Source organism: Rhizobium sp. 01T437 (assembly GCF_056398505.1).
The window spans coordinates 113,378-138,775 of record NZ_JBFTPM010000009.1 but is presented as its reverse complement, the minus strand read 5'-3'; the positions used below and the strand labels follow the sequence as shown (position 1 = coordinate 138,775).

The window sequence follows — 25,398 nt, the reverse complement described above, 5'->3', positions numbered from 1 at the left end:
ATGCACCAAAGTCGGTTATTCGGCCTTCTGAATATTATCTAGGGAAGGGCGGATGAACGGAAGCGATCGATCGTCATCGGTGCTCAGAGAGCATTTCGAAGAGCACAGGACAAAGCTCAGCCGATCGGAACTCGCCGTGGCGGAGCATCTGGTGAAGCTGCCGATCGATGTGCTGATTTTCCGGAGTGCCGAGGAGATCGCCGTCGAGACCGGCACCAGCGATGCGACAGTCATCAGAACCGCTAAGCGCCTCGGCTTTTCCGGCCTGCCGGAGCTGAAGCGAGTATCGGGCCGGGTCATGGCGCGTACCATTTCTACCAGCGAGCGTCTGGAACAGCGTTTCCGCGCCACCGGCGACGATCTGGAAAAGGTCGCGACGCAGATGTTTGCGACCGCCCGCGAAGTGCTGACCTCCACCGAGGAGCAGATGGACGGCGCAATGCTCGCCACCGCCATCTCGCTCGTCGAAGAGGCCGATACAGTCTGGTGCATCGGCATGGGCACGGCGGAGGTCGAGGCGCGCCATTGCTCGATTGCGCTCAGCCGCGCCGGCGTGCGCACGCGCTGTTCCGGCGCCTCGGGTTTTACGCTTGCCAATGAGCTGATCGATCTGCGTCCCGCCGACGTCATCGTCATGTTCCATGCCGTGCGCGAGACCGCTGAATTCAAGCTCGTCGTTCGGCAGCTCCGGGATATTGGTTGCAAGGTCATTCTGGTTTGCGGTGTGCAGCTCCGCGCCAACTATGCCGACAAGGTTTCGGCCATTTTGACCTGCATCGGTTCGCCCTCCAAGCTCGCAAGCTGGAGCATCGGCGCCATCGTTGTGGCCGATCTCCTTGCCTATGGTGTAGCGGTGCGCAACAAGCAGCAGGCGACTGACGCCAAGAAGCGTCTTGCCGACCTTCGCGACCAGGCACTGCGCAACGACTGACCTCCACGGCAATATCTTTGCAATTCCATCCGCATGAAAATAAACATGAGAAATTCAGTTATGTTTATTGAAATGCAAACTACAATATTGTAGTCACCACGACATGACGTCGTGCAGCAGCGGCGTTGACTGTCGGGGTTATTGCATGACGCGCCTGTTTCATCGCAGCAAGACGGCTGAAGTCCGTCCCTTCTCCCATAAGACCGTGCCCAGACGCCGATACCGGCGTAACGGCTGATATTATCCAATAATTATTCAACAAAAACAGTATCTTGCACCGGAATGCCCAGGGCACTTCCGGCAAGGTTCCCTGTTGCCCGGATTTCTCGAACGCCTACGGAAAACTCCTATGATTGCCCCCAAATTCCAAGGAAAGCAGCTCGCTCTCACCGTCGTACTTCTGGCATCCGCCACATCGGCGCTCGCGCAGGAGGCCGTTAACGGCCCTGTCACCCAGCTCGAGACGATCAAGATCACCGGTAATTGGCTGGAAGAGCCGAACGAGGAGAAGGTTCTGAAACATCCCGGCGCCCGCACGATCCTCGATCGCGAACAGTTCGAAGAGCGCGGCGCGCAGGATATCCGCGATGCGCTGAACCAGATCCCCGGCGTCCAGGTGCAGGAGGTCAACGGCACAGGCGGCAGCGATGTGTCGCTGAACCTCGGCGTGCGCGGCCTAACCTCGCGCCTGTCGCCACGCTCCACCGTGCTGATGGACGGCATCCCGCTCGCCTATGCGCCCTATGGCCAGCCGCAGCTTTCGCTCTTCCCGCTGACGCTCGGAAATGTCGAAACGATCGACGTCGTCCGCGGCGCCGGTTCGGTGCGCTACGGGCCGCAGAATGTCGGCGGCATCATCAATTTCGTCACCCGTCCGATCCCAGAGGATTTCACCGCGCGCTTCTCCTCGGGCGCGGAGATCGCCGGCAACAACGGCCACGTCAAAGCGACGCCGAACTTCCTGATCGGTGGCACCAATGATGACGGCCTTGGCGCCGCCATCCTCTACTCGGGCATCCATGGCGAGGGCTATCGCGACGCCAACGACCGCACCGATATCGACGATATCATTGCCAAGGGCGCTTATGAGTTTTCGGATACTGACAAGCTCGGCATCCAGTTCCATCATTATGAGGGGGAGGGCAAGATGCCCGGCGGCCTGACGAGCGCCGAATATGATGCCGATCCCTACCAATCCACCCGCCGCTATGACGATTTCAGCGGCCGCCGCAACGACATCTCGCTGCGCTACCAGCATGACGACGGCGACAACAATTTCGAAGTGCTGACCTATTACGTGGATTCCTTCCGTGGCAGCCATGTGGAACAGCAGGGCACGGGTGCGAGCTCTGGCCTCTACCGCCTGACGTCCGCCCCGCGCAGCTACAGCTATTTCGGTATCGAGCCGCGCTATTCCCGCCTGATCGAGCTCGGCGGCATTACCCAGGAGGTGACTGTCGGCTATCGCTATCTTTGGGAAGAAAGCTCGGAAGTCGCCGCCCGCACGGCCTTCTACAACAGAGCCTCGGGCATCGATCCGACCAACCTTGCCTCGCCGACCTACCAGACGAGCGACGGTGGCACGATCGCTCATGCTTTCTACATCGACGACAAGATCGAGATCGGTGACTGGACCATTACGCCCGGCATTCGCTACGAGATGATCAGCACGCATAACGATGTCGTGAATTTCGGCACCAGCGGTGCGGTCACCAGCATGCTCTCTCCCTCGGTCGAGGCGAACGAAGCCCTGCCGACATTGTCGGCTTCCTACCGGCTCACCAATGAGTTGACCGTCTTCGGCAATGTCGGCGTCTCCTTCGGCCCGCAGCAATACAGCCAACTCGCATCCACCACGGATGGCCTGCATCCCGAAAAGGCAACGACCTACGAAATCGGCCTGCATTATGAGGGCGATAACTGGAACGCTGAGCTGACTGCCTTCAATATCGATTTCGACAAGGAGCTTTATCTCGGCCGCACCATCGTCGGCGAGGGCATCTGGACCGATCTCGGCGCCACCCGCCACCGCGGCATCGAATCCGCCATCAACTACGACATCGGCGATGTAATGCCTGCGCTCGACGGCCTGTCGCTGTCTGCGAGCTACACGTATACGGAAGCGACCTATCAGGCCGGCGCCTTCGAAGGCCGCGACCTGCCGTTCTATTCGCGTCAGGTCGCCTCGCTCGGCGCGCGCTACCGCTACAACGACTGGATCTTCAATGCCGACCTGCAGGCGCAGTCAAAGCAGCATTCGCCGGGATCTGCCGATGCCGGCGCGACCTATGTGACGGAAGAGGATGCGACGGGCCGCCTCGGCGATATTCCCGGCTACGGCACCGTCAACCTGCGCGTCGCCTATCAGCCGGAAAACAAGAAGAATGCCCCGCAATTTGCCTTCGGTGTGAAGAACCTGTTCGACAAGGAGTATCTCACCCGCTCGACGGACAATAATGGCGGCAAGTTCGTGGGCCAGCCGCGTACCTTTTTCGTCAACGCATCGATCGCGTTCTGATATCTGATCAATCCATCCGGCGGCATCATCTGCCGGATGGAAATCCGCGCCGGACTTCCTAGATTAGATAAAGCCGGATTTTTCACCGATGGCCGGATCGGCTGGAACGTTGGATGCCCAAATCCCGTTTCATATCCGCCAGATAGGAAGGAATATGGTCATGCGTAAGGTCATTGCAGCAGCCTCGATCATTCTCCTCGGTTTCGCCGCTCCGGCCTTCTCTCAGGCCCTCGGTGATATGGACTATTCCGGCCGCTTTGGCGGCATGCCGCCCGGCACCGTGCCGGACGCGGAATCAAGTAATGCTTTTTCGATTCCGCTCGATCCCGTCGAGAGCGACAATATCACTGTCGTCATTCCGTCCGATCGGACGGCTTGCCCGCGGCATGGTACGCGCGCCTATCGCACGGCCGAGCGTGATCGCACGCTGGCAGCCGCCTGCCGCTGACGGGATGAGTAAAAATTCCAGTGCAGGAACGGCTATTTGCCGTTCTTGTGCAGGATCACGCCAAGCTCATGCCACTCACGCCCGTCTCGCTGGATAAGCTCATCGGCGCAGGCCGGTCCCATGCTGCCGGGTGCGTAAGGGTCCGGAATGCTCTGATCCTTTGCCCATTCGTCTAGGAATGGCTGCACGGCCGCCCAACCCGCTTCGATGCCATCGGCGCGCTGGAACAGCGTCTGATCGCCGATGAAGAGGTCGTAGAGCAGCGATTCATAACCGGTCGTCTTGCCGATATCGAATTTGTCGGCATAGCGGAAATCCAGCGAAACCGGCACGGTGTCGACGGATTGTCCCGGCGACTTGATGGAAATCTCCATGCTCATGCCCTCATCGGGCTGCACCTGGATGACGAGCCTGTTCGGCGGCAGACGGCGGTTGACCTCCGTTTCGCGAAACTGCGCGAAAGGAACGGGCTGGAAGGTGATGACGATTTCCGTGTCGCGTGCCGTCATCGCCTTGCCGGTGCGCAGATAGAAGGGAACGCCGGCCCAGCGCCAGGTATCGGCATAGAGCTTCAGCGCCACATAGGTCTCTGTCTTGCTGGCGGGCGAAATATCCTTCGTATCGCGATAAGCGGGTAAGTCGGTGCCGTTGAGCGGACCGGCGGTATAAGCCCCGCGTACGCCATTCGCCTTCGCTTCCTCTGGCGTGTAGATGCGCAGAGCCTTCAGCACCTTGCTCTTCTCGTTGCGGATCGCCTCGGCGTCGAAACTGTTCGGCGGCTCCATGGCGATCATTGCCAGAAGCTGGAAGAGATGGTTGGGGATCATGTCGCGCAACGCGCCGGTCGCATCGTAGAACTTCCCGCGCGTGCCGACATCGACGATCTCCGAGGCGGTGATCTGTACGTGGTCGATATAGCGATTGTTCCACAGCGACTCGATCATCATGTTGGCGAAACGCGCCGTCATCAGGTTCTGCACTGTTTCCTTGCCGAGGAAATGGTCGAGCCGGTAGACTTGGCTTTCCTCCACGCGGGCGAGGATGCGTGCATTCAAAGCGCGGGCGGAGGCGAGATCGGTGCCGAAGGGCTTCTCGATCGCAACACGACGGAAGCAACCGCCGCTTTCGTCCATCAGTCCGAGATCCGCAAGTTTCTCGACGATCGGCCCGAAGAAGCTTGGCGGCACGGCGAGATAGAAGGCTGCATTGCAGGTCGTGCCAAGGCGCTTGCCGATTTCGAGGAAGATATCGTCCTTGGTGAAATCGCCCTGCAGATAGGAGATGCGCGACCGCAAGCTCCCCCAGACCTCGTCCTTGCCAGTTGCTTCCTCGCCATCGAGATGGGTGAGGAAAGCATCCAGCCGCTGGCGCAGGAATTCATCGTCGCCCGGTTCGATGCCGACGCCGAGAATGTTCAAGTCTTGGCCGACGAGGCGGCTGCGGGTGAGATTGATGATGGCCGGAACCAGCAATCGCCGTGTCAGGTCGCCGGTGGCGCCGAAGATGACGAGAGTGACGGGCGGGGTGGGGTGAGCGTCCATGCGTGTCATCTCCAGCTTAATTCTCCCGGCCGAATATAAAGCGCTCCGGTTCTGCCGCAAGCACCTTGCAGTTCAATGATAACAAGCGTTTGACATGGTGTCGAAAATATATAAAGACATAAAGATATCATTATGTCTTATGGTGGCCCATGATCGATCTTGTCAGCGCTGGCTTCTTCCTCATGGCGGCTCTCGCCCTTCTCGGTTCGCCCGGCCCCGCCATCGCTGCGCTCCTGGCAATCGGCCGCCTCCATGGTATGGCGACCGGCCTGCGTTTTTATGTCGGGCTGCAGATCGGCCTGGCAATTGCAGCCGCCGCAGCGGCAGCCGGCCTGCTGTCGCTGATCGAAGCAATCCCGCTGGCGATGATGGTGATGACGGTCGCTGCCACCGTCTATCTCGTCTGGTTGTCCTGGAAGATCGCATCGGCGCCAGTCGGTGCGGATCTCTCCGCCGCACGGCGGCAAGCCTCGCCAACCATCGCCGGCGGTGTCGTTCTAGGCCTCACAAATCCCAAGGCCTATATCGCCTTCGCCTCGCTCTTTGCCGCTTACCGGCTTTCGCAGGATGGCGCGCTGGACATGCAGGCCAAATGGGCGCTCTGCGTCCTCATCATGATCGTAGTCGATATTTTCTGGCTGTGGCTCGGCGTTGTTTTGGGCAAGGTGAAGCTGGAGCCATCGAGGGAGCGGGCGCTCAACATCTGCTTTGGCCTCGTCATTCTCGCGACTGCGATACTGTCGCTGATCGAGCTTGTCGGCGCCTGAAACGATATGGCCATTGCTGAAGGTCTTTCCGCAATGGCCGTTTTAAGATGATGGATAACTTACGCCTTGGAGGCGGACTTGTCCGGTGTTGTACCGGTGGCCGGCTTCGATGCGCCGGCATCACTCGCAGGCTTGTCGGTTGCGGGCTTGTCACCTGTGCCATTCGCTGGCTTCGTGTCGGTCTTCACCGGCCAGGTAATGTAATAATTCTGCGAGCCAACCTGGCCGAAATAGACTTCGTTGCCGGTGCCCTTTTCGATGAAGCTGCCGTTTTCGCTTCGGACGAGGCGCCCGTGGGAATCGCGCTGCAGATGGTCGCGCAGGAAGTCGTTCCAGTCTTCCGTCTTGATCGCCGTACCCTTCTTCTGGTCGACATCGGCTTCCTTGGGATCGGTCACGTCCCAGGCCTTGATCGAAACGCCCTTGGTCGGATCGGTGACCGTCAGCTGGCCCTTCTTGAAGGCGGCAAGCATGGCGGCTTCCTGGCTGCCGGCGCCCTTGGCATCTGCCGCAGCCGTCATGTTCTGGCGCAGCAGCGCCATGAAGGAGGCAGTGGTGATATCGGTGCTGGCGGTGGTGTTGCCGGAGGTATCCGTCGATCCGGCCTTGCCGGCATTGATCCTGTCGAGCATGACCGACAGCGCCGAGCGCGTCTGCGAGGGAAGGCTGGAATAGTCGTGATCGGTGGTGCTGCCGGAGCTGCTCTCCGAGGAGCCTCCCTTGATCGTCTGCAACGCTATCTGCGCCGTCATAAGCCTCATGGTGGAAACGGAAGAAACCATCTGAAAATCTCTTTGTCGGGCCTCGCACTGTTGGCGCAAAGGCGTTTAAAGGATAGCGATCGACGCTGGCGGCGTCGCGAAAGCACGTCTGGATTGAGAAATCCCAGGGCGAACCGCTACACTTCAAACTTTGCGTGTGGCTTGCGGATGGCTGACAAAGTTTCGCCGGCAGCGATCAAGCGGACTGCTGCCGGCGTCATGGAAATCAGAATTTCCGGTCAGGCCTTCACCGCCACCATGAACAAGCGCGGGAACTTGAGCAGCACCTTGCCGTCGGCGGCCTTCGGATAGACCCGGTCGATACGTTCGAGATAATCGGCCAGAAACGCCTCGCGATGTTCTTCGCCGGCATGGTCGAGGTAGGGGCGCAGGCCCGTTCCCTTGACCCATTCGACGATCGCGGCCGCATTGTCCATCGGGTGATTGTAGATCGTGTGCCAGATGTCGACGCGGGAGGATTTGGCGATCAGCCGGCTGTAATAGGTCGAGGGTGGCGGAAGCACATTGCGGCGCACGTTCTTCCTCTCGAAAGTCGTCTTCCACGGGCCGGCATGCGCCGTTTCCTCCATCATCAGATGGCTCGGCTCGCCGAGATTGTCGGGCATCTGCACGGCGAGCACGCCGCCCGGCGCCAGCCCGTCCATCAGCCTGTCGAAAATGTCGAGATGATTGGGCAGCCACTGGAACACGGCATTGGCGAACAGCAGGTCTGCCGGTTCTGAGGGCTGCCAGGTCGAAAGGTCAGCCTCCACGAAAGCCGTGCCCGGCAGGCGCTTGCGGGCCGCCTCCAGCATGTTCAGGTCGCTGTCGAGACCCGATACATTTTGCGCACCGTAGCGCTCGATGATCAGCTCGGTCGAATTGCCCGGCCCGCAGCCGAGATCGACCGCGTGGCGCAGTTCAGTCAGCGGCACCTGCGCCAGCAGGTCGCGCGCCGGGCGGGTGCGTTCATCCTCGAATTTCACATATTGGCTGGCTGACCATGCCATCGTCTTTCTCCTGAAGTCAGGCCACGTCCTCGACGCGGCAGATGCGAACTTTGTCGATACCGGCCGACCGGTTCAGGCAGTCAGGATCGCAGCGCCAACGCTTGAAAGTATCCGGTCCTCGACATGATTCAGCGGGTTCAACAAAGGTTTTCCTATATCGGTTTTTAACAGACTTCAGTGTCGCCGATCGCAGTCTTGCTGATGGGCTTCCACTTATTGCCGTCGATGTAGAAGAACACGATGAAACATTTGTTGGCGTCGTCGTTCAGTCACTGGGCAATGACGATCTCTTCGCTAGCCGTTGTGTGGCATCAGAAGAAACTGACGGCGCTTACGCCGCCAGGATCGTGATTCCATGGGCATTTGCCGCTGCCCGCATACGCGCCACCGTTTCCGGTGACGGGCTGCCTTGCGGCTGTTCGGTGACGCCCTCGGTCTCAATGAATTCTGCCATGTCACGATCGACGATGGCAGAAAAGACTGCGGGGACAGTTCCACTGTTGGAATAGCCATGCACCATGAAAGGCGCGATGGTGACGATATCGCCCGCGCTGGCCTCGATCTCTTCCGGCCCGGTATCGGAGAGCCGCCAGATCGTGAGCGTACCCTCGATGATCCGGAAGACTTCCGGGCTTGCATGGGCGTGGCGCGGCGTCTTGCCGCCGGGCTCAACGGTCACGTCGAAGATGTTGAGCCAGTTGCCTGTAAGGCGAGCCCGTCGCTCGACCTTGTCGCCCAGCACGAAGAAGCTTTTTGCCTCCGTCCGGGCATCTGTTTTCACAAATGAGTTGGACATGATGTCTCTTTCTTGTTCTTGCGGGGCGGTCCGATAGACCTTTGCGGCCGTTTTGGCAACCGCCGCAAAAGCAGGGAAGGGCGAGCGGAGATGGCTTTTGCGCGTTCCCAGGCCCTGAAACCGACGACGATCATATCGGTATGGCTTCTCCGCTTCGCAAGTGCGACAGGTTGGCAGCCGCTGTTTCCATGATACCGGCCTGTAATATCGGCGACACAGAAGAGGCGCATAGAACGCGCCGATCCTTCCCCGCCAATCAGGCATACCATCAGCGGAGCAACCCCATGTCTTCACTTCCCGTCGTCGGCGCAGCCATGACGATCGATGAACTCGAAACCCATCGTGACTGGCTCTTCGAAAAGCCCCGCGATCTCGAGCTGCAGAGCTTCGTCAACGCCGAGGTGCTGAACGGCGACTGGACGCCACGTGCCGATCACGTCAAGAAGCTGCTCGACGGTTACAAGGGCCGCGTCGGCATCCATGGCCCGTTCTGGGGCTTCATCATCGCCTCGCAGGATCCGGATATCCGCGCCGTCGTCTCCCGCCGCATGCTACAGGGCCTCGATGTCTGCGCAGCGATCGGCGGCACGCACATGGTCATCCATAGCCCTTACACGACCTGGAGCTACAACAACCTCGACAATAACGAGGGCGAACGCGAAAAGATCGTTGAATATTCCCATCAGACGATGCGCGAAGCGGTGAAGCGCGCCGAGGAAATCGGCTGCACCCTCGTCATCGAGAATATCGAAGACAAGGACCCGCATATCCGAGTAGCCTTGGCTGAAAGCTTCAACTCGCCGGCCGTCTCCGTCTCCATCGATACCGGCCATGCGCATTACGCCCACGGCTATACCGGCGCTCCGCCGGTCGATTATTATGTCCATGCGGCCGGCAACCGCCTCGGCCACGTCCATCTGCAGGATGCCGACGGTTATGCCGACCGCCACTGGGCGCTCGGCGAAGGCACCGTCAACTGGCGTGCGGTTTTTGCTGCGCTTGCCAAGGTCGAAAGCAATCCGCGCCTGATCATCGAGATCAAGGACAAGTCGAAGATCATCGCTTCGGCCGAATACCTGGCCTCGCTCGGCCTCGCCCAATAACAGCGTCAAGCAATCGGAACAGGCGGCGGGATGATCATCTCGCCGCCCTTCACTTTCAGGCCGTTGCACCCTTCGGCCGCCGCGTGAAGGCAACCGGCAGGCAGAGCACATAGAAAGCCGCGCCCAGCACCCAGACAAGTCCCGGAAAGACATCGCGCGAGGCGAAGTAGATGGTGCTGATCGCCAGCGGCCCGATGATCGAGGCAAGGCTCGTCATGCTCGCAAGCAGCCCCTGCGCACGCCCCTGATGATCGTTATCGACGCGCCCCGTCACCAGAGACTGCAGAGCGGGCGCACCGATTCCGCCGAGGCAGAAGAGCGGCATGAGCAGGAAGGCCATCCAGCCCTCCGTCAAAAGCGCGATGATGATATAGGCCGCGCTATCGGCAATGATGCCGATCAGCAGCGCCCGGTGCTCACCCCATCGCTCGCTGATCGGCCCGGCAATGAAAGCCTGCACGACGGCATGGAAAAAGCCGAAGGCGGCAAGCGAGATTCCGATCATCATCGGCGACCAGGAAAACTTGTCCTGCCCATAGAGAACCCAGATCGTGCCGCCAACTTCGCCGACGAGCGCCAGGATGAAATAGGCGCCGGCAAGCGGCAAAAGCAGACGATAGCCCATCAACCAGCGGAAATGCGCGAGTGGTGAAAATTCCTGCTTTTCGGCCTCCGTGCCGGTCTTGCGCGTCTCAGGCAGCAGGAGCAGCGCCATCAGCAGGTTAGCCGCATTGAGCACGGCAGCAGCGATAAAGGGCAGCCGCACGGAAAATTCGCCGAGCACGCCGCCGATCGCCGGCCCGGCAATGAAGCCGATGCCGAAACAGGCGCTGAGCTGGCCGAAGCGGCGCGTGCGCTCGGCATCTTCCGTAATGTCGGTCACGCAGGCGGCGGCCACTGCATTGCTGGCGCCGGTGATACCAGCGATCGCCCGACCGATGAAGAGCAGCCAGAGCGACGGCGCAAGAGCCATGAAAACATAGTCGAACGCCGCACCGGCAAGTGACAGCATCAGCACCGGCTTGCGGCCGAAGCGGTCCGACAACGAACCGAGCGCCGGCGAGAAGATGAACTGCATCAGCGCATAAAGCGCCAGGAAGGCCCCGAATCGCCAGCCGAGATTATCGGTATGGCCGACATCCTGAAGCAGCCGCGGAAAGATCGGCAGGGTGAGCCCAATCCCGGCGGCATCGAGGATCACGGTGGCATAGATGACGGTAAGTGCTTTTTTCATGGGATCGTCTGAAAATTTATCACTGATAAGTTCCTTATCGCTGATAAATTGGAATGGCAACAGCGAATGGAAACAGGATGAAGGTGGACCGGGCGCAGATCGTCAACGAAGCGCTGAAGCTCTTGAACGAGGTAGGCATCGACGCGCTTTCCACGCGGCTGTTGGCCGATCGGCTGAATGTGCGCCAGCCTGCGCTTTATTGGCATTTCAAGAGCAAGCGGGCGCTTATAGAAGCCATGGCCGAGGAGATCATGGCGCGCGGCCACACCCACGACTGGCCGGTCGTGCCCGAGAATTGGCGCGACTTCATGCTCGAAAACGCCCGTGATTTCCGTCGCACGCTCTTGAGCTATCGCGATGGCGGCCGCGTTCATGCCGGCACGGAAACCAGTCCGCAGGATCTTCCCAATGTCGAAGCCCATATCGCCGTCCTTGTCGGAGCAGGCATGGAAGCGGAATTCGCCATGGAACTGCTCGTCGCGATCGCCCGCTACACCGTCGGCTGTGTCATAGAGGAGCAGGCCGAGCCGCCGCCGGAGCGGGAAAAGCTCGATGCTGCAGCCGCCGATTTCCCGCTGACGCGCCGGGCGATCACGCATTATCGCAACTGCGGCCACGAGGCCTTCTTCGAGGCCGGCCTGGCGATGATGATCGACGGCGCCGCCCTTCGGTTGTCGCAGGACGCCTAAGTCTCAGTCGCGCATCGCCCAGCGAATGCCGGCGGCGACCGAAAGCCCCAGCAGCGGCCATATTGCCCAGAATGTCCCGTGCCATGTCAGCATGTTGATAGCGACGATGCCGACCCCGATGACGGCAAACGCGGCGACGCGCTGATCGAACCGGTCCTGCCTCCGCACCCATACCATTGCCGCCACGAAAGCGAAGGCAAGCATCGGCCAGACGGCCCAGAACTCGCCTTCCCAAGTGGCAATGTTGATGAAGACGAGCACGGCGCCGATAACAGCAAGAATGCCGCCGAGCTTGCGCAGCCTGCCGCGCGGGCGCAGCGCCGGGGTCGGTCTTGGCGCCGGCATTTCGACGGGCCGTTCGGGAGCGGCTGCCGGCTTCCGCGGCTCCGCGCTGATATCGCCGATGCGCACGGCATAGCTCGGCACGGCATCGGCAACGTTCTTCATCTCCAATGCCCCCAGAAAGTCGAACCCGACAGCCACCTTGTTTCGCACCTGGTCATAGACCGTGTTCGAGATCACGATCCCTCCGGCCGGCGCGGAGGCCTGCAGGCGGGCAGCGATATTGACGCCGTCGCCATAGATATCCTCGCCTTCGACGATGACGTCGCCGAGATTGATGCCGATGCGGAAGAGCATGCGCCCATCCATGGGCCGCGCTGCATTCTTGCCTGCTAGCTCGTTCTGCACGTCGATCGCCGCCCGCACCGCTTCGACCACGCTCGGGAAATCGGCAAGCAGCCCGTCACCCCAGGTATTGACCACGCGTCCGCCATGCGAGGTGATGAGGCGGGACATGGCATCGCGATAATGCTTGAGCATGGCGAGCGTGCCTTCCTCATCCGCGCCCATCAAGCGCGTATAGTCCTGCACGTCGGCTGCAAAGATCGTCGTCAGCTTGCGTTGTGTCTCGCTCATGAAATCCCCCCATCGCCGCCGGCCGAAGCTGGCTTCGTCATTCTATTAAGTGGGATCGCAGTCTTGTTTCCGGTAGTCCGCCCCAGCGCGGGCTACCATCCCACGTTGCTAGAATTGCGTAATAACGCTGATGCCCGTGCCTTCGGCCTTGTCGAGCGTCATCAGCGCCGGCACTGCCTCCGCAAGGCTGATGCGCCGGCCGATCAGCTTCTGCGGCGCGATCTTGCCGGCGGCGAGCATGGAAAGCATCGCGTCATAGCGCCATGCCTGCATGCCGTGGCTGCCGTAGATTTCCAGCTCATGGCCGATCACCTGCGCCATCGGGATCTGTGGCGTGGAATGCTCGCCGAGCATCAGCCCCACCTGCACATGCCGGCCGCGCCGACGCAGATTCTTGATCGAGTTGAAGCAGGTGACGGGGTGGCCGAGCGCATCGATGGAAACATGCGCGCCGCCCTTGGTGATCTCGCGCACCGCTTCGGCCACATCGGCGACCGTGGAGGCGTTGATCGTCGCGACCGCTCCGCATTCGCGTGCAAAGGCAAGCTTCTCCTCGGATATATCGACGGCGATGGCGTTGGCCCCCAGTGCAGTCGCGATCATGATCGCCGAGAGCCCGACACCGCCGCAGCCATGCACGGCGATCCATTCACCGGGGCCGGTGCGTGCCTGATCGGCGACCGCGCGGAAGGAGGTGGCAAAGCGGCAGCCGAGGCTCGCTGCCGTGGCGTCATCCACACTCGCGGGCAGATGCACCAGATTGGTATCGGCATAGTCGATGCCGACATATTCGGCGAAGGAACCCCAATGGGTAAAGCCCGGTTGGAACTGGTTGGGGCAGACCTGCTGGTTGCCCGAATGGCATTCACTGCAATGGCCGCAGCCGGAAACGAAGGGCACCGTCACGCGGTCGCCGACCTTGAAGCGCACGACACCTCTGCCGGTCGCGACGATCTTGCCGGCAAGCTCGTGGCCTGGGACATGCGGCAGGTGGATATCCGGATCATGGCCCATCCAGCCGTGCCAGTCGCTGCGGCAAAGCCCGGTTGCGCCGACTTTGATGACCACACCGTCTTCCGTCGGCGTCGGGTCCGGCACGGTGCGTATATCAGGCGCCTGTTCGAAAGCTTCGTAATACATGGCTTTCATCTGTCTTCTCCTGGGCGGGATATGCGTGTCTTCATCCATGATGGCATGCGGCGAGGGTTTTCATCCAGTCGCCTTTCCATCATTTTCCTTTATGGACCCATCGTTTTAGAACCATGACACACGCATCAATATTTCAATCCTAGCGCACTATCGGGCATTTTGTTGCTTCGATGTTTCAACCGTCAATTTGCGCTTGACCGGCCTCGACAGGGAGGATTTTGCTTTGCCGACTTCATAAGGAGAGCCGCAAATGCCCGTCGATACGTCACCTCGCACGACCACCTGGACCTATGTCGACGGAGAGTGGATTGCCGGCAACCCGCCGCTGATCGGGCCGACCTCGCATGCCATGTGGCTGGGCTCCACCGTCTTTGACGGCGCCCGCTGGTTCGATGGCATCGCGCCCGATCTCGACCTTCATTGCCAGCGTATCAACCGTTCCGCTGTCGCCATGGGCCTGAAGCCGGTGAAGACTGCTGAAGAGATCGAGGCGCTCGCCTGGGAAGGCGTGAAGAAATTTGACGGCAAGACGCCGATCTACATCAAGCCGATGTATTGGGGCGAGCATGGTTCGCCTGGCAGTGTCGTGGCCGTTGATGGCGAATCCACACGCTTCGCGCTCTGCCTGTTCGAAGCCGCGATGGGTGGCCATGGCGGCTCTTCGCTGACCGTCTCGCCCTACCGTCGCCCCACGCCGGAAACCGCGATGACCGATGCCAAGGCAGGCGCGCTCTATCCGAACAGCGGCCGGGCGATTGCCGAAGCGCGAAGCCGCGGCTTCGACAATGCGCTGATGCGTGACATGAACGGCAATGTGGTCGAAACAGCTTCCTCGAACGTCTTCATGGTCAAGGACGGCGTCGTCTTCACACCGATTGCCAACCGTACCTTCCTCGCCGGCATCACGCGGCTGCGCGTCATCGGCTTGCTGCGCAAGGCCGGCTTCGACGTGCGCGAGGCGACACTTTCTGTCGAAGATTTCATGGGCGCCGACGAGATTTTCACGTCCGGCAACTATTCGAAGGTCGTCGGCGTCAACCGGCTCGACGGCCGCAATTTCCAGGAAGGCCCGATTACCCGCAAGGCGCTGGAGCTCTACATGAACTGGGCTTATGGGCGCGGGGGGAATGAGGAGTAATGCGCAGCGACCTAGCGTCTCACCGCATAAAGCTCTACGCCATCTGCGAAGCCTTTTAATCTGTGGCTTCCCACTGACACGGCATCCTCAGGGCGGATCTCATTGAAAAAGTCCTGTGACATCAGCAGGGCTTCCCCAAGCTCGCTGCACACGCCCTGAATACGACTGACGAGATTCACATCCCCGCCGATCAGCGTGAAATCCAATCGCCGGCCTGATCCGATATTGCCGTAGCTGACCTCGCCGTGATGCAGCGCGATACCGGCCTTCGCGCCGATCCCGTCGTAGTTGAAACCGTCCAGCGCCTCGATGATCGCCCGGGCAGCCGAAAGCGCTGCGTTGCAGGCTCGGGTCGCGTCATAGCCGGGGAAGAAGGCGAGCACCGCGTCACCCATGAATTTCAGCACTTCGCCGCCTTCGCGCGTGATCGCCGGAATGACGCGGTCGAAATAAGCGTTCAGCAACCCGAGCACGGTTTCGCCCGGCAAGCGGTTGGAGAGTTCAGTAAAGCCGCGCAGGTCGCATAGCAGGAGAGCTGCCTGCATGGATTCGATCTCGCCCTGGCGGATGCGGCCAGAAAGGATGCGGCTCGCCGTCAGCGGCCCGATATAGGTGTCGAGCAGGCTGAGTTCGACCTGGCGCAGAATGCGGAGTTCGCTGGTATTGCGCAGAGCCGGCACGATACGTTCGATCACCTGCATCTCCGAAGCGGTGAAGCCGCCCGGCCGTTTGGTGCCGAAGACGGCGGCACTGACTGGACCGTCGGCATTGCAGAGCGGCGCGATCATCAGCTGCACGAGGCCACGCCCGGCGAACACGTCGATATGCTGCCAGCGGCCATGCGGGCTCTGGCCAGGGCCGACGACGAGCATTTCACGGCTTTCGAAAACCTTCTGCAGCGGGGTATTGGCAATGGCGAGCCGTGTGCCATGCTCGCGGTCATGGATTTCCACCGGTTCGCCCGGCGCCCAGGCGATGGTGCGGCCGATATATTCCGGGTGCAGCGTCATCAGATGCAGCGTCAGCCGGTCGACTGGAACACCGAGCGCCCGAAGGCGGCGCCCGAGGCCGGAGACGAGGCCCACCTCGTCGAGAGCATGACATTCGTCGCCGGTCAGCCATTCGATGAGGCCGAGCACCGCAGTCGTGTTGAGGCTCTTGGCGGGTGCCCTGGTTTCAACGGCGTAGTCGATGTCGAGCAGGTTATTCACGAGTGTTCTCCTTCGCTGGGGCGGTGCGCTCAGTGAGCGCCGCCGCCGGAGACCTGGCCGGGTTTTTTCAGAAGCAGGGAGGCGAGCAGGGCGATGACAAGGGCGACGCCGAGCAGGAAGAACGTGTCGCTGAAGGCCATGATATTGGCCTGCTTGCGCAGCTTCAGTGCGATGGCGACGACCGCCTTGTGCGTGGCGAGGGCCTGATCGCTGACGCCGTGGCTCATGAAATAGCCCGTGAGCTTTGCGACGCGATCGCGCGTGGCCTCCTCGAAGACGGAGACCGAATTGGTCAGGATATTCGAGTGGAACTGCTCGCGCTTCGACAGGAAGGTCTGCAGCGAGGCAATGCCGACGGCGCCGCCGAGATTGCGCATCATGTTGAAGAGCGCAGAAGCCGAACCGGCGTTTTCCGGCTCGATGCCTGCGGTGGCGATGGCCGACAGCGGCGTGAAGACGAGGGCCTGACCGACGGCACGCACGACATTCGGCCAGAAGAGCTGATCGCTCGCATAGTCGCCCGTCATATGCACGTTCATGAAGTTCGAGGCGGCGAAGAGAACAAAGCCGACGATGATCAGCAGGCGGATGTCGAAGCGCTTCATCAGCCGCGGTACCAGCGGGATCAGCAGCAGCTGCGGGATGCCGGTCCAGGCAAGCACCAGGCCGATCTGCTCGGAATTATAGCCCTGGATGCGGGTCAGGTAGATCGGCAGCACGAAGACGGAGCCATAGAGCGCGATACCCAGAAGGAAATTCGCGAGGATGCCGAAGCCGAAGTTCCGGCGCGCGAACAGGCGCAGGTTCAGCAGCGGATGGGCGACTTTCAGCTCGATGACGAGGAAGAGCGTTAGCGAGACGACGGCGATAATCGTGAGGCGGACGATGAAATCCGAGCCGAACCAGTCTTCCTTATTGCCTTCTTCCAGCACGGTCTGAAGTGCGGCCAGACCGATCGCCATGGTGATGATACCAGGCCAGTCGCCCTTGGCGAGCAGGCCGAGATTCATCGGCGCACGGTCGAGCGAAGCCCAGAGCATGCCAACCATCAGCGCGCCGGGCACGAGGTTGATATAGAAGATACATTCCCAGCCCCAGTTTTCGGTGAAGTAACCGCCGATAGTCGGGCCGATTGCCGGGGCAAAGGTGGCCGAAAGGGCAAAGAGCGCCAGGCCGATCGGCTGCTTGGGCTTGGGCAGCAGCGTGATGATGATGGTGAAGGCCATCGGGATCAGCACGCCGCCGGAAAAACCCTGGATGGCGCGCAGAATGATCATCTGCTGCAAGTTGACTGCAAAGGCGCAGGCTACCGAAAAGACCAGGAACAGGACGGCATTGACCAGCAAATAGTTGCGGACGGAAAAGACCCGGGCAAGCCATGCGCTGAGCGGAATGACGACGATCTCGGCAATGAGATACGAGGTCGAGATCCAGCCGCCATCGTCGGTACCGGCGCCGATAGCGCCCTGAATGTCGGCAAGCGAAGCATTGACGATTTGGATGTTGAGGATCGCCATGAAGGCGCCGAGCGTGGAGCCGACGACGGCTGTCCACATGCGAAGCGGGCTCATGACGGATTCGGCAGCGGGGACGGTCGCTGCGGCGGGGCGCGCGACCGAATTGCTGTTTGCGGCGATCTGAAGCGTAGCCATGACTTATCTCCTTCCGGCTCTGCGGAAAACTGTCTCATGACGCTGTTCGGGTGATAATCGGGGAAGAAGCGGAAGGATCATCCAGCAGGAGTGGATAATCCTTCCTCCGCGGCCGCGGAGGTCTGAGCGGCCTTGGTATCGATATCGGGAATGACGGACATGCCCGAGCGCAGCAGGCCCGCAAGGCGTTCGTCATCGATGACGATCTTGACCGGGATGCGCTGGACGATCTTGGTGAAGTTACCGGTGGCATTGTCGGGCGGCAGCAGCGAGAATTCGAGGCCGCTGGCCGGGGAGACGCTGTCGACGTGGCCCTTGATCGCAACATCCGGGAAGCTGTCGACCTTGATTTCCACGGTCTGGCCGGGGCGCACGAAGGTCAGCTGCGTTTCCTTGAAATTGGCAACGACATAGACCGCATGCAGCGGCACGACCGCCATCAGCTGGGTACCCGAGGTGACATACTGGCCGACGCGGATCGAGCGGGCGCCGACCGTGCCATCAACGGCAGCGACGATATCCGTATAGGAGAGATTGAGTTTGGCTTGGCTGGCGGCAGCGGCAGCGCGGTCGCGCTGGGCGAGCAGCTGCTCGCGCTGCGTCTGCAGCACCGGCACCTTGTTCTCGGCGGCAACGAGTGCCGCCCGATCGCGTTCGACAGCAGCGGCAGCCTGATCCTTCAGCGACTGGCTCTGTTCAGCACGAGATTGCGTGCCGGCGCCGTTGGTGATCAGCCGACTGGCACGGTTGGCATCGGACTGGGCGAAGGTTAGCGAGGCCTGCGATGCATCGAGCGTTGCGCGGGCTTGGGCAATGATCGACTGCTGCAGCGAGATCTGCGCATCGAGATTGGTGACGGCGGCCTCGGCAGCTTTCACATCGGCCTTGGCCTGCGACAGTGCAGCCTGGAAATCGCGGTCGTCGATGCGGGCGATAACCTGCCCGGCCTTGACCGTGTCATTGTCGTTGACGAGGACCTGCTTGATATAGCCGGCGACCTTCGGGGCGACGGTCGTGTAATCGGCCTTCACATAGGCATCGTCGGTGGATTCGATGAAGCGGCCGACCGTCCAGTAGCGGTAGCCGAAATCACCGGCGAAGGCGACGCCGGCAAGCAGCGCTGCGGTGATGACGGCGCGCTTGATCAGCTTGCGGCCGGTCTTCTTCGGGGTCTCTACGGCCGCCGCGGCTGCAGCCATCGCTTCTGCAGCCGGTGCTGCAGCTTCGGCGGTAGGGGCGGTTCCGGCCTGCTGGACGTTCTTGAAAACTTCGTTGCGGGGCAGTTCGACCATTGTCCTTCTCCATTCGTCTCGGCTTCATCAGTGCGAAGCCCTGTTCGATGGGAGGAAGATGGACCCAGCAATACTTTCTGATAATCTGCTGTTTTCGGGAAGGATCATCAACTCTCGGCGGATAATCGAGAAACAACATGGATCGGCTGACCAGCCTCACAGTTTTCGGTCGGGTGGTGGAATGCGGCGGCTTTTCCGCGGCTGCGCGGCGGCTCAACATGTCCGTCACCATGGTGGGTAACCATGTGCAATCATTGGAAGATCGCCTCGGCGTACGGCTCTTGAACCGCACGACGCGCAAGGTGAGCCTGACCGAAACTGGCAAATATTATTACGAGCGCTCGTCGCAGATCCTGGCCGATCTGGAAGAGGCGGACCGCGCCGCTGGCGCCTTGAGTTCCACACCGCGCGGCACGCTGAGATTCTATACGAGCAGCGCCATCGTCCGTTTCCTGCTGCCGGTCATCAACGAGTTCATGACGCTCTATCCGGCTGTCCAGATCGATTTCAACATCGGCGAGCGCGCGGTCGACATGATCGAGGATGGATACGATCAGGTGATCCGCACCACGCCGTCGCCGGATTCGAGCCTCGTGGCGCGCAAGCTGACGCCGTGGCGGCATTTCCTCGTCTGCTCACCGGACTATCTCAAAACCCACGCCATGCCGACAACGCCGGCGGAGGTCGCCGAGCACAATTGCCTGCAATATGCCTACTATCCCTTTGGCGAGGAATGGCGTTTCGAGGGTGCCGAGGGACAGCTGGAGAGCGTCAAGGTTGGCGGCAGCATCATCTCCAACAGCGCCGAGACGCTGCGCTATCTGGTGCTGAACGGGCAAGGCATCTTCCTCGCGCCGAGTTTCGTCGTTTTCGAGGATCTGGAGGCCGGCCGGCTGGTGCGCATGATGCCGGATTATCGCGGCGTCGAGATCCATATCAACGCCGTCTATCCGAACCGCAGCCACCTGCCGACCAAGGTGCGGCTGTTCCTCGACATGCTGGTGGACCGTTTCGCCGAACACCGAAAATGGATGGCATGAAAAGCGTCCGGCGGGACTGTTTATCTCGCCGGGCGCCCCTTGAGGTCATTGTCAGATGACTTTCAGCACGATCTTGCCTTTGGCATGCGGGCGTTTGCCTTCCAGCATCTCATGCGCCGTGATCGCCGCATCGAGCGACAGTACATCGCCGACATTGGTTTCGAGCTGACCCGCATCGACCATTGCGGCGATTTCACTGAGTTCCCTAGTCGTGACATTGACGAGGAAGAAGAAAGCTTCGACGCCCTGCGTTTTGGCTAGGTCCTGATCCGGCTGCGAAACGGCGGAAACAAGCGTGCCGCCGCGCTTCAGCACCGCAAAGGAGCGTGTCTGCGTCTCTCCGCCGGCAAGATCGATGACGGCATCGACCTCATGGGCAAAGTCCTCGAAACGCTGGCTGCGGAAGTCGACGGCGACATCGGCGCCGAGTCGCTTGACGGTCTCGATATCGCTTCCGCTTGCCGTGGCGATCACCTTCAGCCCGGCCTTGTGGGCGAACTGCACGGCATATGCGCCGACATTGCCCGCCGCGCCATGAATGAGCACCGTCTGTCCAACCGTCAGCTTGGCGTGGTCGAACAGCGCCTGCTTTGCGGTCACGGCGATGACCGGGATCGAGGCGGCCTCGATATGGCCAATGCGTGCCGGCTTCACGCCAATCATGCCAGCTGCGGCAATCGCATATTCGGCATAGGCGCCGATGAAGCGCGGATTGGTGACGCCATAGACCGCATCGCCGCGGGCTACATGGGTGACACCTTCGCCGACCGCTTCCACCGTTCCCGAGAGATCGGACCCGAGCGTCAGCGGCAAGGGCTGGGGCAGGGCGCTGTTGCCCGAACGGATCCAGCCATCCCAGGGGCCGACCCCGGCCGCGTGCACCTTGATCAGAACCTCATCCTTGCCGGGTGCGGGGATCTCGACATCCTCGGCAATGATGGCATCCGGCGGTCCGAATGCATGAACCCTGTAGGCTTTCATGGTCGTCTTTGTGGCGCTCTCGGTAATCGTGGTCATCTTCTGCTCCTTCGTGTGAGCCGGCTCTCCGGTTTCGATGGAGTGAAGATGCCGCCATCGAAGGCTTTCGATAATCCTGCTGTTCGGGAAGGATTATCAAGCATCAGAGGATAATCCGGTCCGGCCGCGCTTTCTGCCGGACCACAACTCTATCACGGACGAACAGGCGAGCCGACATATCCGGCAGACTGGATATAGGCGATGGGCGCGAAGAAATTGCCGCCGGCGTCGAAAGCCATCAGCCCTTCCTCGCTCAACGCTTCCTGCACCGCTGGACGGGCAGCGACACGCTTCATGAAGGCAGGAAGGGCGGGAAAGTGATCGAGGTCGATCGCTATCCAGGGCGACCAGTTAAGGCAGACGAAAAGATAGGCATCCGCGACCGTGAAATCCTCACCGGCAAGATAGGGGCCGGTGAGCCGTCCGTTGATCCAGTCGAGGCGCTTGTTGACCACCATTCGCATCGCCTCATGGGCGCTGGCATAATCGGCATTGAAAAGCATCGCCATCGGCTTGTGCAGTTCCGATGTGATGAAGTTCAACATGGATTGCACCTGATTGCGGCCAAAACTGCCGATTTCGGGCAACATCCTTCTTCCGTCAGGCGCGCTATCGGCAAGAAACTGCACGATCGCCGGCCCCTCCGTCAGCACCTTGCCATCGTCGAGCATCAGCGCCGGCACATAGCCGTTGCCGTTGATGGCGAGATAGTCCTCGCCGTTGCTGGTGCGATGCGTCTTTCGATCGACCGTAATGAGCTCGATATCGATATCCAGCTCGCGGCAGACGATATGCGGCGAAAGCGAACAGGCGGCAGCATGCATATAGAGCTTCATAGGTTCCTCCTTCTGCGGCGGCGTGAAACCGCCTGCATCAATTCGTTGGACATTTGTACTATTTCGCATAAAATTCTGGTGGTCAATTATTTTATGCGAAACGGTACAAAATGAGCGAGAAGAAGCGCGGCCGCCCGAGGGCCTTCGATGCGAAGGTGACATTGGAAAAGGCGAGGGAGGTGTTCTGGGATCGCGGTTTTGCTGGCACGTCGCTGGACACGCTGAGCGCCGCCACCCAGCTCAACCGCCCGAGCCTCTATGGTGCCTTCGGTGACAAGGAGGCTCTCTATCTCGATACTCTCGAGGGCTATCGCGCCGAAAGCATGGACGTGCTGGCAGATGCGCTCGACCCGTCGCTGCCGCTGCGCGAAAACCTTGCGCGTGTCTATCAGCGTGCTCTGGCCATCTATCTCCACGGTGAAACCGCCGCACGCGGCTGCTTCCTCATCGGCACAGCAACGGCTGAAGCGATCCAGCATGAGCGGGTCCGGGAAGTATTGAGCCGCAGCCTCGACGATTTCGACGGGGAGATCGAAAAGCGCATGAAGCTCGCGATAGAACGGGGCGAATTGCCCGGCGGAAGCGATCCTCACACCCTTGCAAGGCTCGCTTCCGCCGTCATGCATTCGCTTGCCGTCCGCGCGCGGGCCGGCGATAGCCGCGAAACGCTGGAGGCCCTGGCGCAGTCCGGCGTGGACATGATCTGCGGAAAAGCCTGAGGTTCAGGCTTCCTCTTCCTTCGTGCGCACCAGCCATGTGAAGGCCGCGCCCGCAAGTAGGAGGGCGCTGGTGCCGAGAAAGACCGCTGGCATGCCGATATGCCCGCCGACAAAGCCGCCGAGAACAGGCCCGACGACCTGGCCGACATATTGCGAAGAGATGGACAGGCCGAGAATGCTGCCGGCTGCACTATCGGGCACACTGTGCCGGATGACCGCGGTAATGCAGGGCAGGAGCCCGCCGAGCGCCAGGCCCATCAGGAAACGCAGGGCAATCAGCTGCCAGGAGTCCGTTACGAAGGCCTGTGGGATGAGCAGCAAGCCCGCAACCGCAAGCGCGCCGGCAATGACCGGCCAGTGGCCGATCCGGTCGGCAAGCTTGCCGAGCCGCGAGGCTGAGAGAATGCTGCCGAGCGCTGCCGCCGACATGACGATACCGGCGACCATCGTCACCTGTCCCTGATCGGGCACCAGCTGCGCCACATAGACAGTGATGATCGGCTCGATCGACATATTGGCGAGCATCAGCAGCAGCCCGGTCGCAAGCATGGCGACCACCGGCCCCTTGTCGGGAATGGATTTCCAGCCGCCGGACGCCTTTGCCGCCTGTTTGCGCGCTGCCGACTTTTCCTCCTTGATGAGGAAGGTGGTGGCGARAAAGGCGAGGAAGATCATGCCGCCGGCGGCCATGAACGTGCCGCGGATACCGATTATGGGCGGCAGCGCCCCGCCGATCAGCGGGCCGACCAGATTGCCGGCCATGATGCCGGATGAGAGTACGCCAAGCGCCCAGGCAGAGCGGTCCTTCGGTGTCTGTGTCGCGACCAGCACCATCGAGCCGGAGGCATAGCCGCCCGCCAGCCCGACGAAGAGGCGCAATGCCACCAACTGCCAGACGCTGCCGGCCATGCCCATCAGCGAGATGGCGACGGTCATGCCGAGGCTGGCGCGCACCAGCATCAGCTTGCGCCCGTAGATATCGCCGAGCCGGCCCCAGAGCGGTGCCACGCAGGCGGCAGCAAAGAAGGTTGCGCCATAGGCAATGCCCGACCACTGGACGATTGCCGCATGGTCGCCCACGCCGAGTTCCTCCACGTAAAGCGGCAGGAAAGGAAGAAGCAGCGTCATCGCCACGATGGTCGTGAACGACCCGAGCAGAGAGATCACGAGATTGCGTTTCCAGTAGGCGGAGCCGGGCGCCACCTTTGCGGCGTCCCATTGAGTATCGGTCATGGCGGATCTTCTTCGGTACAGTCTGGCCACAGTCAAGATGAGGCGATCCTCACTTTACGCACCACATCGCGGCCTGCCAAGGACGGATTCGGCTCGATTCGACCTGCCTTCAGCGCCAAAAGCAACTTGAAACCCGTGATCCTTTCGCTAACTGATTGCAATATGCAATCGGAATGATGAAGGAGGAATGACCGTGACCAACAGGGATGAAGCCCGCGCGCGGATGCTGCGCGACCTCTACGCAGCCTATATTGACCACCGGAAGGATATCGTCGGCGCGATGCTGTCGGAACATTTCACCTTTTCCAGCCCGCAGGACGACCATATTGACCGCGTCACCTATTTCGAGCGCTGCTGGCCGAACGAACCGGCGCTGAACGCCTTCGACATCGAGTTCCTTGCGGTCGAGGGCGACGAGGCGGTGGTGCGCTATCGGGCGGAGATGACCGACGGCAAGGCCTTCCGCAACATGGAAAGCTTCCGTTTCGACGGTGAGAAGATTGCCAGTGTTGACGTCTATTTCGGCCGCAACACTGACTGAAATCTAGAAAAACCGGATCGCCGATGTCGTGATGATGATGATCGAAACCGCAATCATCAGCGGTTTCAGCGGCAGCCGCTTGACGAGGATCGCGCCGAAGGGTGCAGCGATCACGCCGCCGATGATCAGTCCCACCGCCGAACCGAGTTCCGACCAGCCAAGCGTCAGCACGAAGGTAATCGAGATGATCAGCGTCACCGCGAATTCGGTGAAATTGGTCGAGCCGATCACCCGTTTCGGATCGTGACCGCGACCGACAAGCGAGCTGGTGACGATCGGTCCCCATCCGCCGCCGCCGATCGCATCCAGCACGCCGCCGCAAAGCCCGACGGGCGGCACCATCCAGTCGCGAACATCGCGTTTCGGCATCGGGTGGAAGGCTTTCCAGAAGATCACGAGACCGATGGCGATCAGGTAGGCCGAAATGAAGGGCTCGATGATCTTGCCATCGACATTGGCAAGCAGGAAGGCGCCGACCGCCCCGCCGATCATGCCGGCGGGCGCCAGCCGCGCCACCAGCTTCCAGTCGACATTGCGGTGCCAGGCATGGGAAATGCCGGACGCTGCCGTCGTGAACAGCTCAGTCACATGCGTCATGGCGCTGGCATTGGCGGCCGGCACGCCGAGCGTCAGCAGGCTGGTCGTGGAGAGCACGCCGAAGGCCACGCCGAGTGCGCCATCGATGATCTGCGCGCAGAAACCGACGACGATGAAGAGGAAGAAATCCGTGGTCATGAAGATCCCTGGTGAGCAAAAGCTCGACTGAAAACACGCCTGGCGCATGTCGCGCAAAACTGTGCAGCGGTTTGCGACTACGACATGCAGAAAACAAAGACCTAAAGCGTGGCAGCGAA

General features: G+C 60.9%; 24 protein-coding genes. 10 read left to right on the top strand and 14 right to left on the bottom strand.

The window, feature by feature from the left end:
- Positions 1–52: 52 nt before the first annotated feature.
- The 3 genes from AC1DM5_RS20165 (at position 53) to AC1DM5_RS20155 (ending at position 3,897) form a co-directional block, all read left to right on the top strand.
- Entirely contained in the window at positions 53–931 is an 879-nt protein-coding gene (locus AC1DM5_RS20165) for a MurR/RpiR family transcriptional regulator (protein WP_477822106.1), read from the top strand.
- 349 nt (positions 932–1,280) lie between these two features.
- Positions 1,281–3,449, top strand: coding sequence for a TonB-dependent receptor family protein (locus tag AC1DM5_RS20160; RefSeq protein ID WP_477975487.1), 2,169 nt, complete (start codon positions 1,281–1,283; stop codon positions 3,447–3,449).
- Positions 3,450–3,609: 160 nt separating this feature from the next.
- Positions 3,610–3,897: a hypothetical protein gene (locus tag AC1DM5_RS20155; protein ID WP_477822104.1), complete on the top strand. Its 288-nt coding sequence runs from the start codon at positions 3,610–3,612 to the stop codon at positions 3,895–3,897.
- Between the two features lie 32 nt (positions 3,898–3,929).
- Here AC1DM5_RS20155 and zwf read toward each other — a convergent pair whose 3' ends face one another.
- Entirely contained in the window at positions 3,930–5,438 is a 1,509-nt protein-coding gene (gene zwf, locus AC1DM5_RS20150; protein WP_477975485.1) for a glucose-6-phosphate dehydrogenase, read from the bottom strand.
- A gap of 149 nt (positions 5,439–5,587) precedes the next feature.
- Here zwf and AC1DM5_RS20145 point away from each other — a divergent pair, with 149 nt between their 5' ends.
- Positions 5,588–6,205 carry a LysE family transporter gene (locus AC1DM5_RS20145; RefSeq protein WP_113323187.1) on the top strand — a complete coding sequence of 206 codons (618 nt, stop codon included), beginning with the start codon at positions 5,588–5,590 and terminating at the stop codon, positions 6,203–6,205.
- Positions 6,206–6,264: 59 nt separating this feature from the next.
- Here the strand turns inward: AC1DM5_RS20145 and AC1DM5_RS20140 are convergent, their stop codons facing one another.
- The 3 genes from AC1DM5_RS20140 to AC1DM5_RS20130 form a co-directional block, all read right to left on the bottom strand.
- On the bottom strand, positions 6,265–6,987 hold the full coding sequence (locus AC1DM5_RS20140) for a hypothetical protein (protein WP_477822102.1): 723 nt from the start codon (positions 6,985–6,987) through the stop codon (positions 6,265–6,267).
- A gap of 218 nt (positions 6,988–7,205) precedes the next feature.
- Positions 7,206–7,976 carry a trans-aconitate 2-methyltransferase gene (gene tam / locus AC1DM5_RS20135; protein ID WP_477822101.1) on the bottom strand — a complete coding sequence of 257 codons (771 nt, stop codon included), beginning with the start codon at positions 7,974–7,976 and terminating at the stop codon, positions 7,206–7,208.
- Positions 7,977–8,307: 331 nt separating this feature from the next.
- Entirely contained in the window at positions 8,308–8,772 is a 465-nt protein-coding gene (locus AC1DM5_RS20130) for a cupin domain-containing protein (RefSeq protein ID WP_477822100.1), read from the bottom strand.
- Positions 8,773–9,056: 284 nt separating this feature from the next.
- On the opposite strand from AC1DM5_RS20130, the gene AC1DM5_RS20125 reads away from it, so the two are divergent.
- Positions 9,057–9,875 carry a sugar phosphate isomerase/epimerase family protein gene (locus AC1DM5_RS20125; protein WP_477822099.1) on the top strand — a complete coding sequence of 273 codons (819 nt, stop codon included), beginning with the start codon at positions 9,057–9,059 and terminating at the stop codon, positions 9,873–9,875.
- Between the two features lie 55 nt (positions 9,876–9,930).
- Here AC1DM5_RS20125 and tet read toward each other — a convergent pair whose 3' ends face one another.
- On the bottom strand, positions 9,931–11,109 hold the full coding sequence (tet, locus tag AC1DM5_RS20120; protein WP_477822098.1) for a Tet(A)/Tet(B)/Tet(C) family tetracycline efflux MFS transporter: 1,179 nt from the start codon (positions 11,107–11,109) through the stop codon (positions 9,931–9,933).
- Positions 11,110–11,186: 77 nt separating this feature from the next.
- On the opposite strand from tet, the gene tetR reads away from it, so the two are divergent.
- Positions 11,187–11,798: a tetracycline resistance transcriptional repressor TetR gene (gene tetR, locus AC1DM5_RS20115; protein WP_477822097.1), complete on the top strand. Its 612-nt coding sequence runs from the start codon at positions 11,187–11,189 to the stop codon at positions 11,796–11,798.
- A 3-nt stretch (positions 11,799–11,801) separates the two neighbouring features.
- Here tetR and AC1DM5_RS20110 read toward each other — a convergent pair whose 3' ends face one another.
- A complete protein-coding gene (locus AC1DM5_RS20110; protein WP_477822096.1) occupies positions 11,802–12,716 on the bottom strand; it encodes an adenylate/guanylate cyclase domain-containing protein in 915 nt (304 codons plus the stop codon).
- A gap of 108 nt (positions 12,717–12,824) precedes the next feature.
- Positions 12,825–13,865, bottom strand: coding sequence for a zinc-dependent alcohol dehydrogenase family protein (locus tag AC1DM5_RS20105; RefSeq protein WP_477822095.1), 1,041 nt, complete (start codon positions 13,863–13,865; stop codon positions 12,825–12,827).
- A gap of 250 nt (positions 13,866–14,115) precedes the next feature.
- On the opposite strand from AC1DM5_RS20105, the gene AC1DM5_RS20100 reads away from it, so the two are divergent.
- Complete coding sequence (locus AC1DM5_RS20100) at positions 14,116–15,003, top strand: branched-chain amino acid aminotransferase (RefSeq protein ID WP_477822094.1); 888 nt, start codon at positions 14,116–14,118, stop codon at positions 15,001–15,003.
- Between the two features lie 11 nt (positions 15,004–15,014).
- On the opposite strand, the gene AC1DM5_RS20095 is transcribed toward AC1DM5_RS20100, so the two are convergent.
- The 3 genes from AC1DM5_RS20095 to AC1DM5_RS20085 form a co-directional block, all read right to left on the bottom strand.
- Entirely contained in the window at positions 15,015–16,196 is a 1,182-nt protein-coding gene (locus AC1DM5_RS20095) for an adenylate/guanylate cyclase domain-containing protein (RefSeq protein ID WP_477822143.1), read from the bottom strand.
- Between the two features lie 47 nt (positions 16,197–16,243).
- The gene (locus AC1DM5_RS20090; RefSeq protein WP_477822093.1) at positions 16,244–17,866 is read right to left on the bottom strand and encodes an MDR family MFS transporter; all 1,623 of its coding nucleotides are present in this window, start codon (positions 17,864–17,866) and stop codon (positions 16,244–16,246) included.
- A gap of 77 nt (positions 17,867–17,943) precedes the next feature.
- On the bottom strand, positions 17,944–19,158 hold the full coding sequence (locus tag AC1DM5_RS20085) for an HlyD family secretion protein (RefSeq protein ID WP_477822092.1): 1,215 nt from the start codon (positions 19,156–19,158) through the stop codon (positions 17,944–17,946).
- Between the two features lie 137 nt (positions 19,159–19,295).
- On the opposite strand from AC1DM5_RS20085, the gene AC1DM5_RS20080 reads away from it, so the two are divergent.
- Positions 19,296–20,198, top strand: a complete 903-nt coding sequence (locus AC1DM5_RS20080) for a LysR family transcriptional regulator (protein WP_477975483.1) — start codon at positions 19,296–19,298, stop codon at positions 20,196–20,198.
- A gap of 51 nt (positions 20,199–20,249) precedes the next feature.
- On the opposite strand, the gene AC1DM5_RS20075 is transcribed toward AC1DM5_RS20080, so the two are convergent.
- Entirely contained in the window at positions 20,250–21,215 is a 966-nt protein-coding gene (locus AC1DM5_RS20075) for an NADP-dependent oxidoreductase (protein WP_477822090.1), read from the bottom strand.
- Positions 21,216–21,367: 152 nt separating this feature from the next.
- Positions 21,368–22,051, bottom strand: coding sequence for a glutathione transferase GstA (gstA, locus tag AC1DM5_RS20070; protein ID WP_477822089.1), 684 nt, complete (start codon positions 22,049–22,051; stop codon positions 21,368–21,370).
- A gap of 110 nt (positions 22,052–22,161) precedes the next feature.
- Here gstA and AC1DM5_RS20065 point away from each other — a divergent pair, with 110 nt between their 5' ends.
- Complete coding sequence (locus tag AC1DM5_RS20065) at positions 22,162–22,770, top strand: TetR/AcrR family transcriptional regulator (protein WP_477822088.1); 609 nt, start codon at positions 22,162–22,164, stop codon at positions 22,768–22,770.
- 3 nt (positions 22,771–22,773) lie between these two features.
- Here the strand turns inward: AC1DM5_RS20065 and AC1DM5_RS20060 are convergent, their stop codons facing one another.
- Positions 22,774–24,003, bottom strand: coding sequence for an MFS transporter (locus AC1DM5_RS20060; protein ID WP_477975481.1), 1,230 nt, complete (start codon positions 24,001–24,003; stop codon positions 22,774–22,776).
- Between the two features lie 223 nt (positions 24,004–24,226).
- Here AC1DM5_RS20060 and AC1DM5_RS20055 point away from each other — a divergent pair, with 223 nt between their 5' ends.
- On the top strand, positions 24,227–24,544 hold the full coding sequence (locus AC1DM5_RS20055) for a nuclear transport factor 2 family protein (protein WP_477822142.1): 318 nt from the start codon (positions 24,227–24,229) through the stop codon (positions 24,542–24,544).
- A gap of 3 nt (positions 24,545–24,547) precedes the next feature.
- Here AC1DM5_RS20055 and AC1DM5_RS20050 read toward each other — a convergent pair whose 3' ends face one another.
- On the bottom strand, positions 24,548–25,279 hold the full coding sequence (locus AC1DM5_RS20050; protein WP_477822086.1) for a sulfite exporter TauE/SafE family protein: 732 nt from the start codon (positions 25,277–25,279) through the stop codon (positions 24,548–24,550).
- Positions 25,280–25,398: the final 119 nt, after the last annotated feature.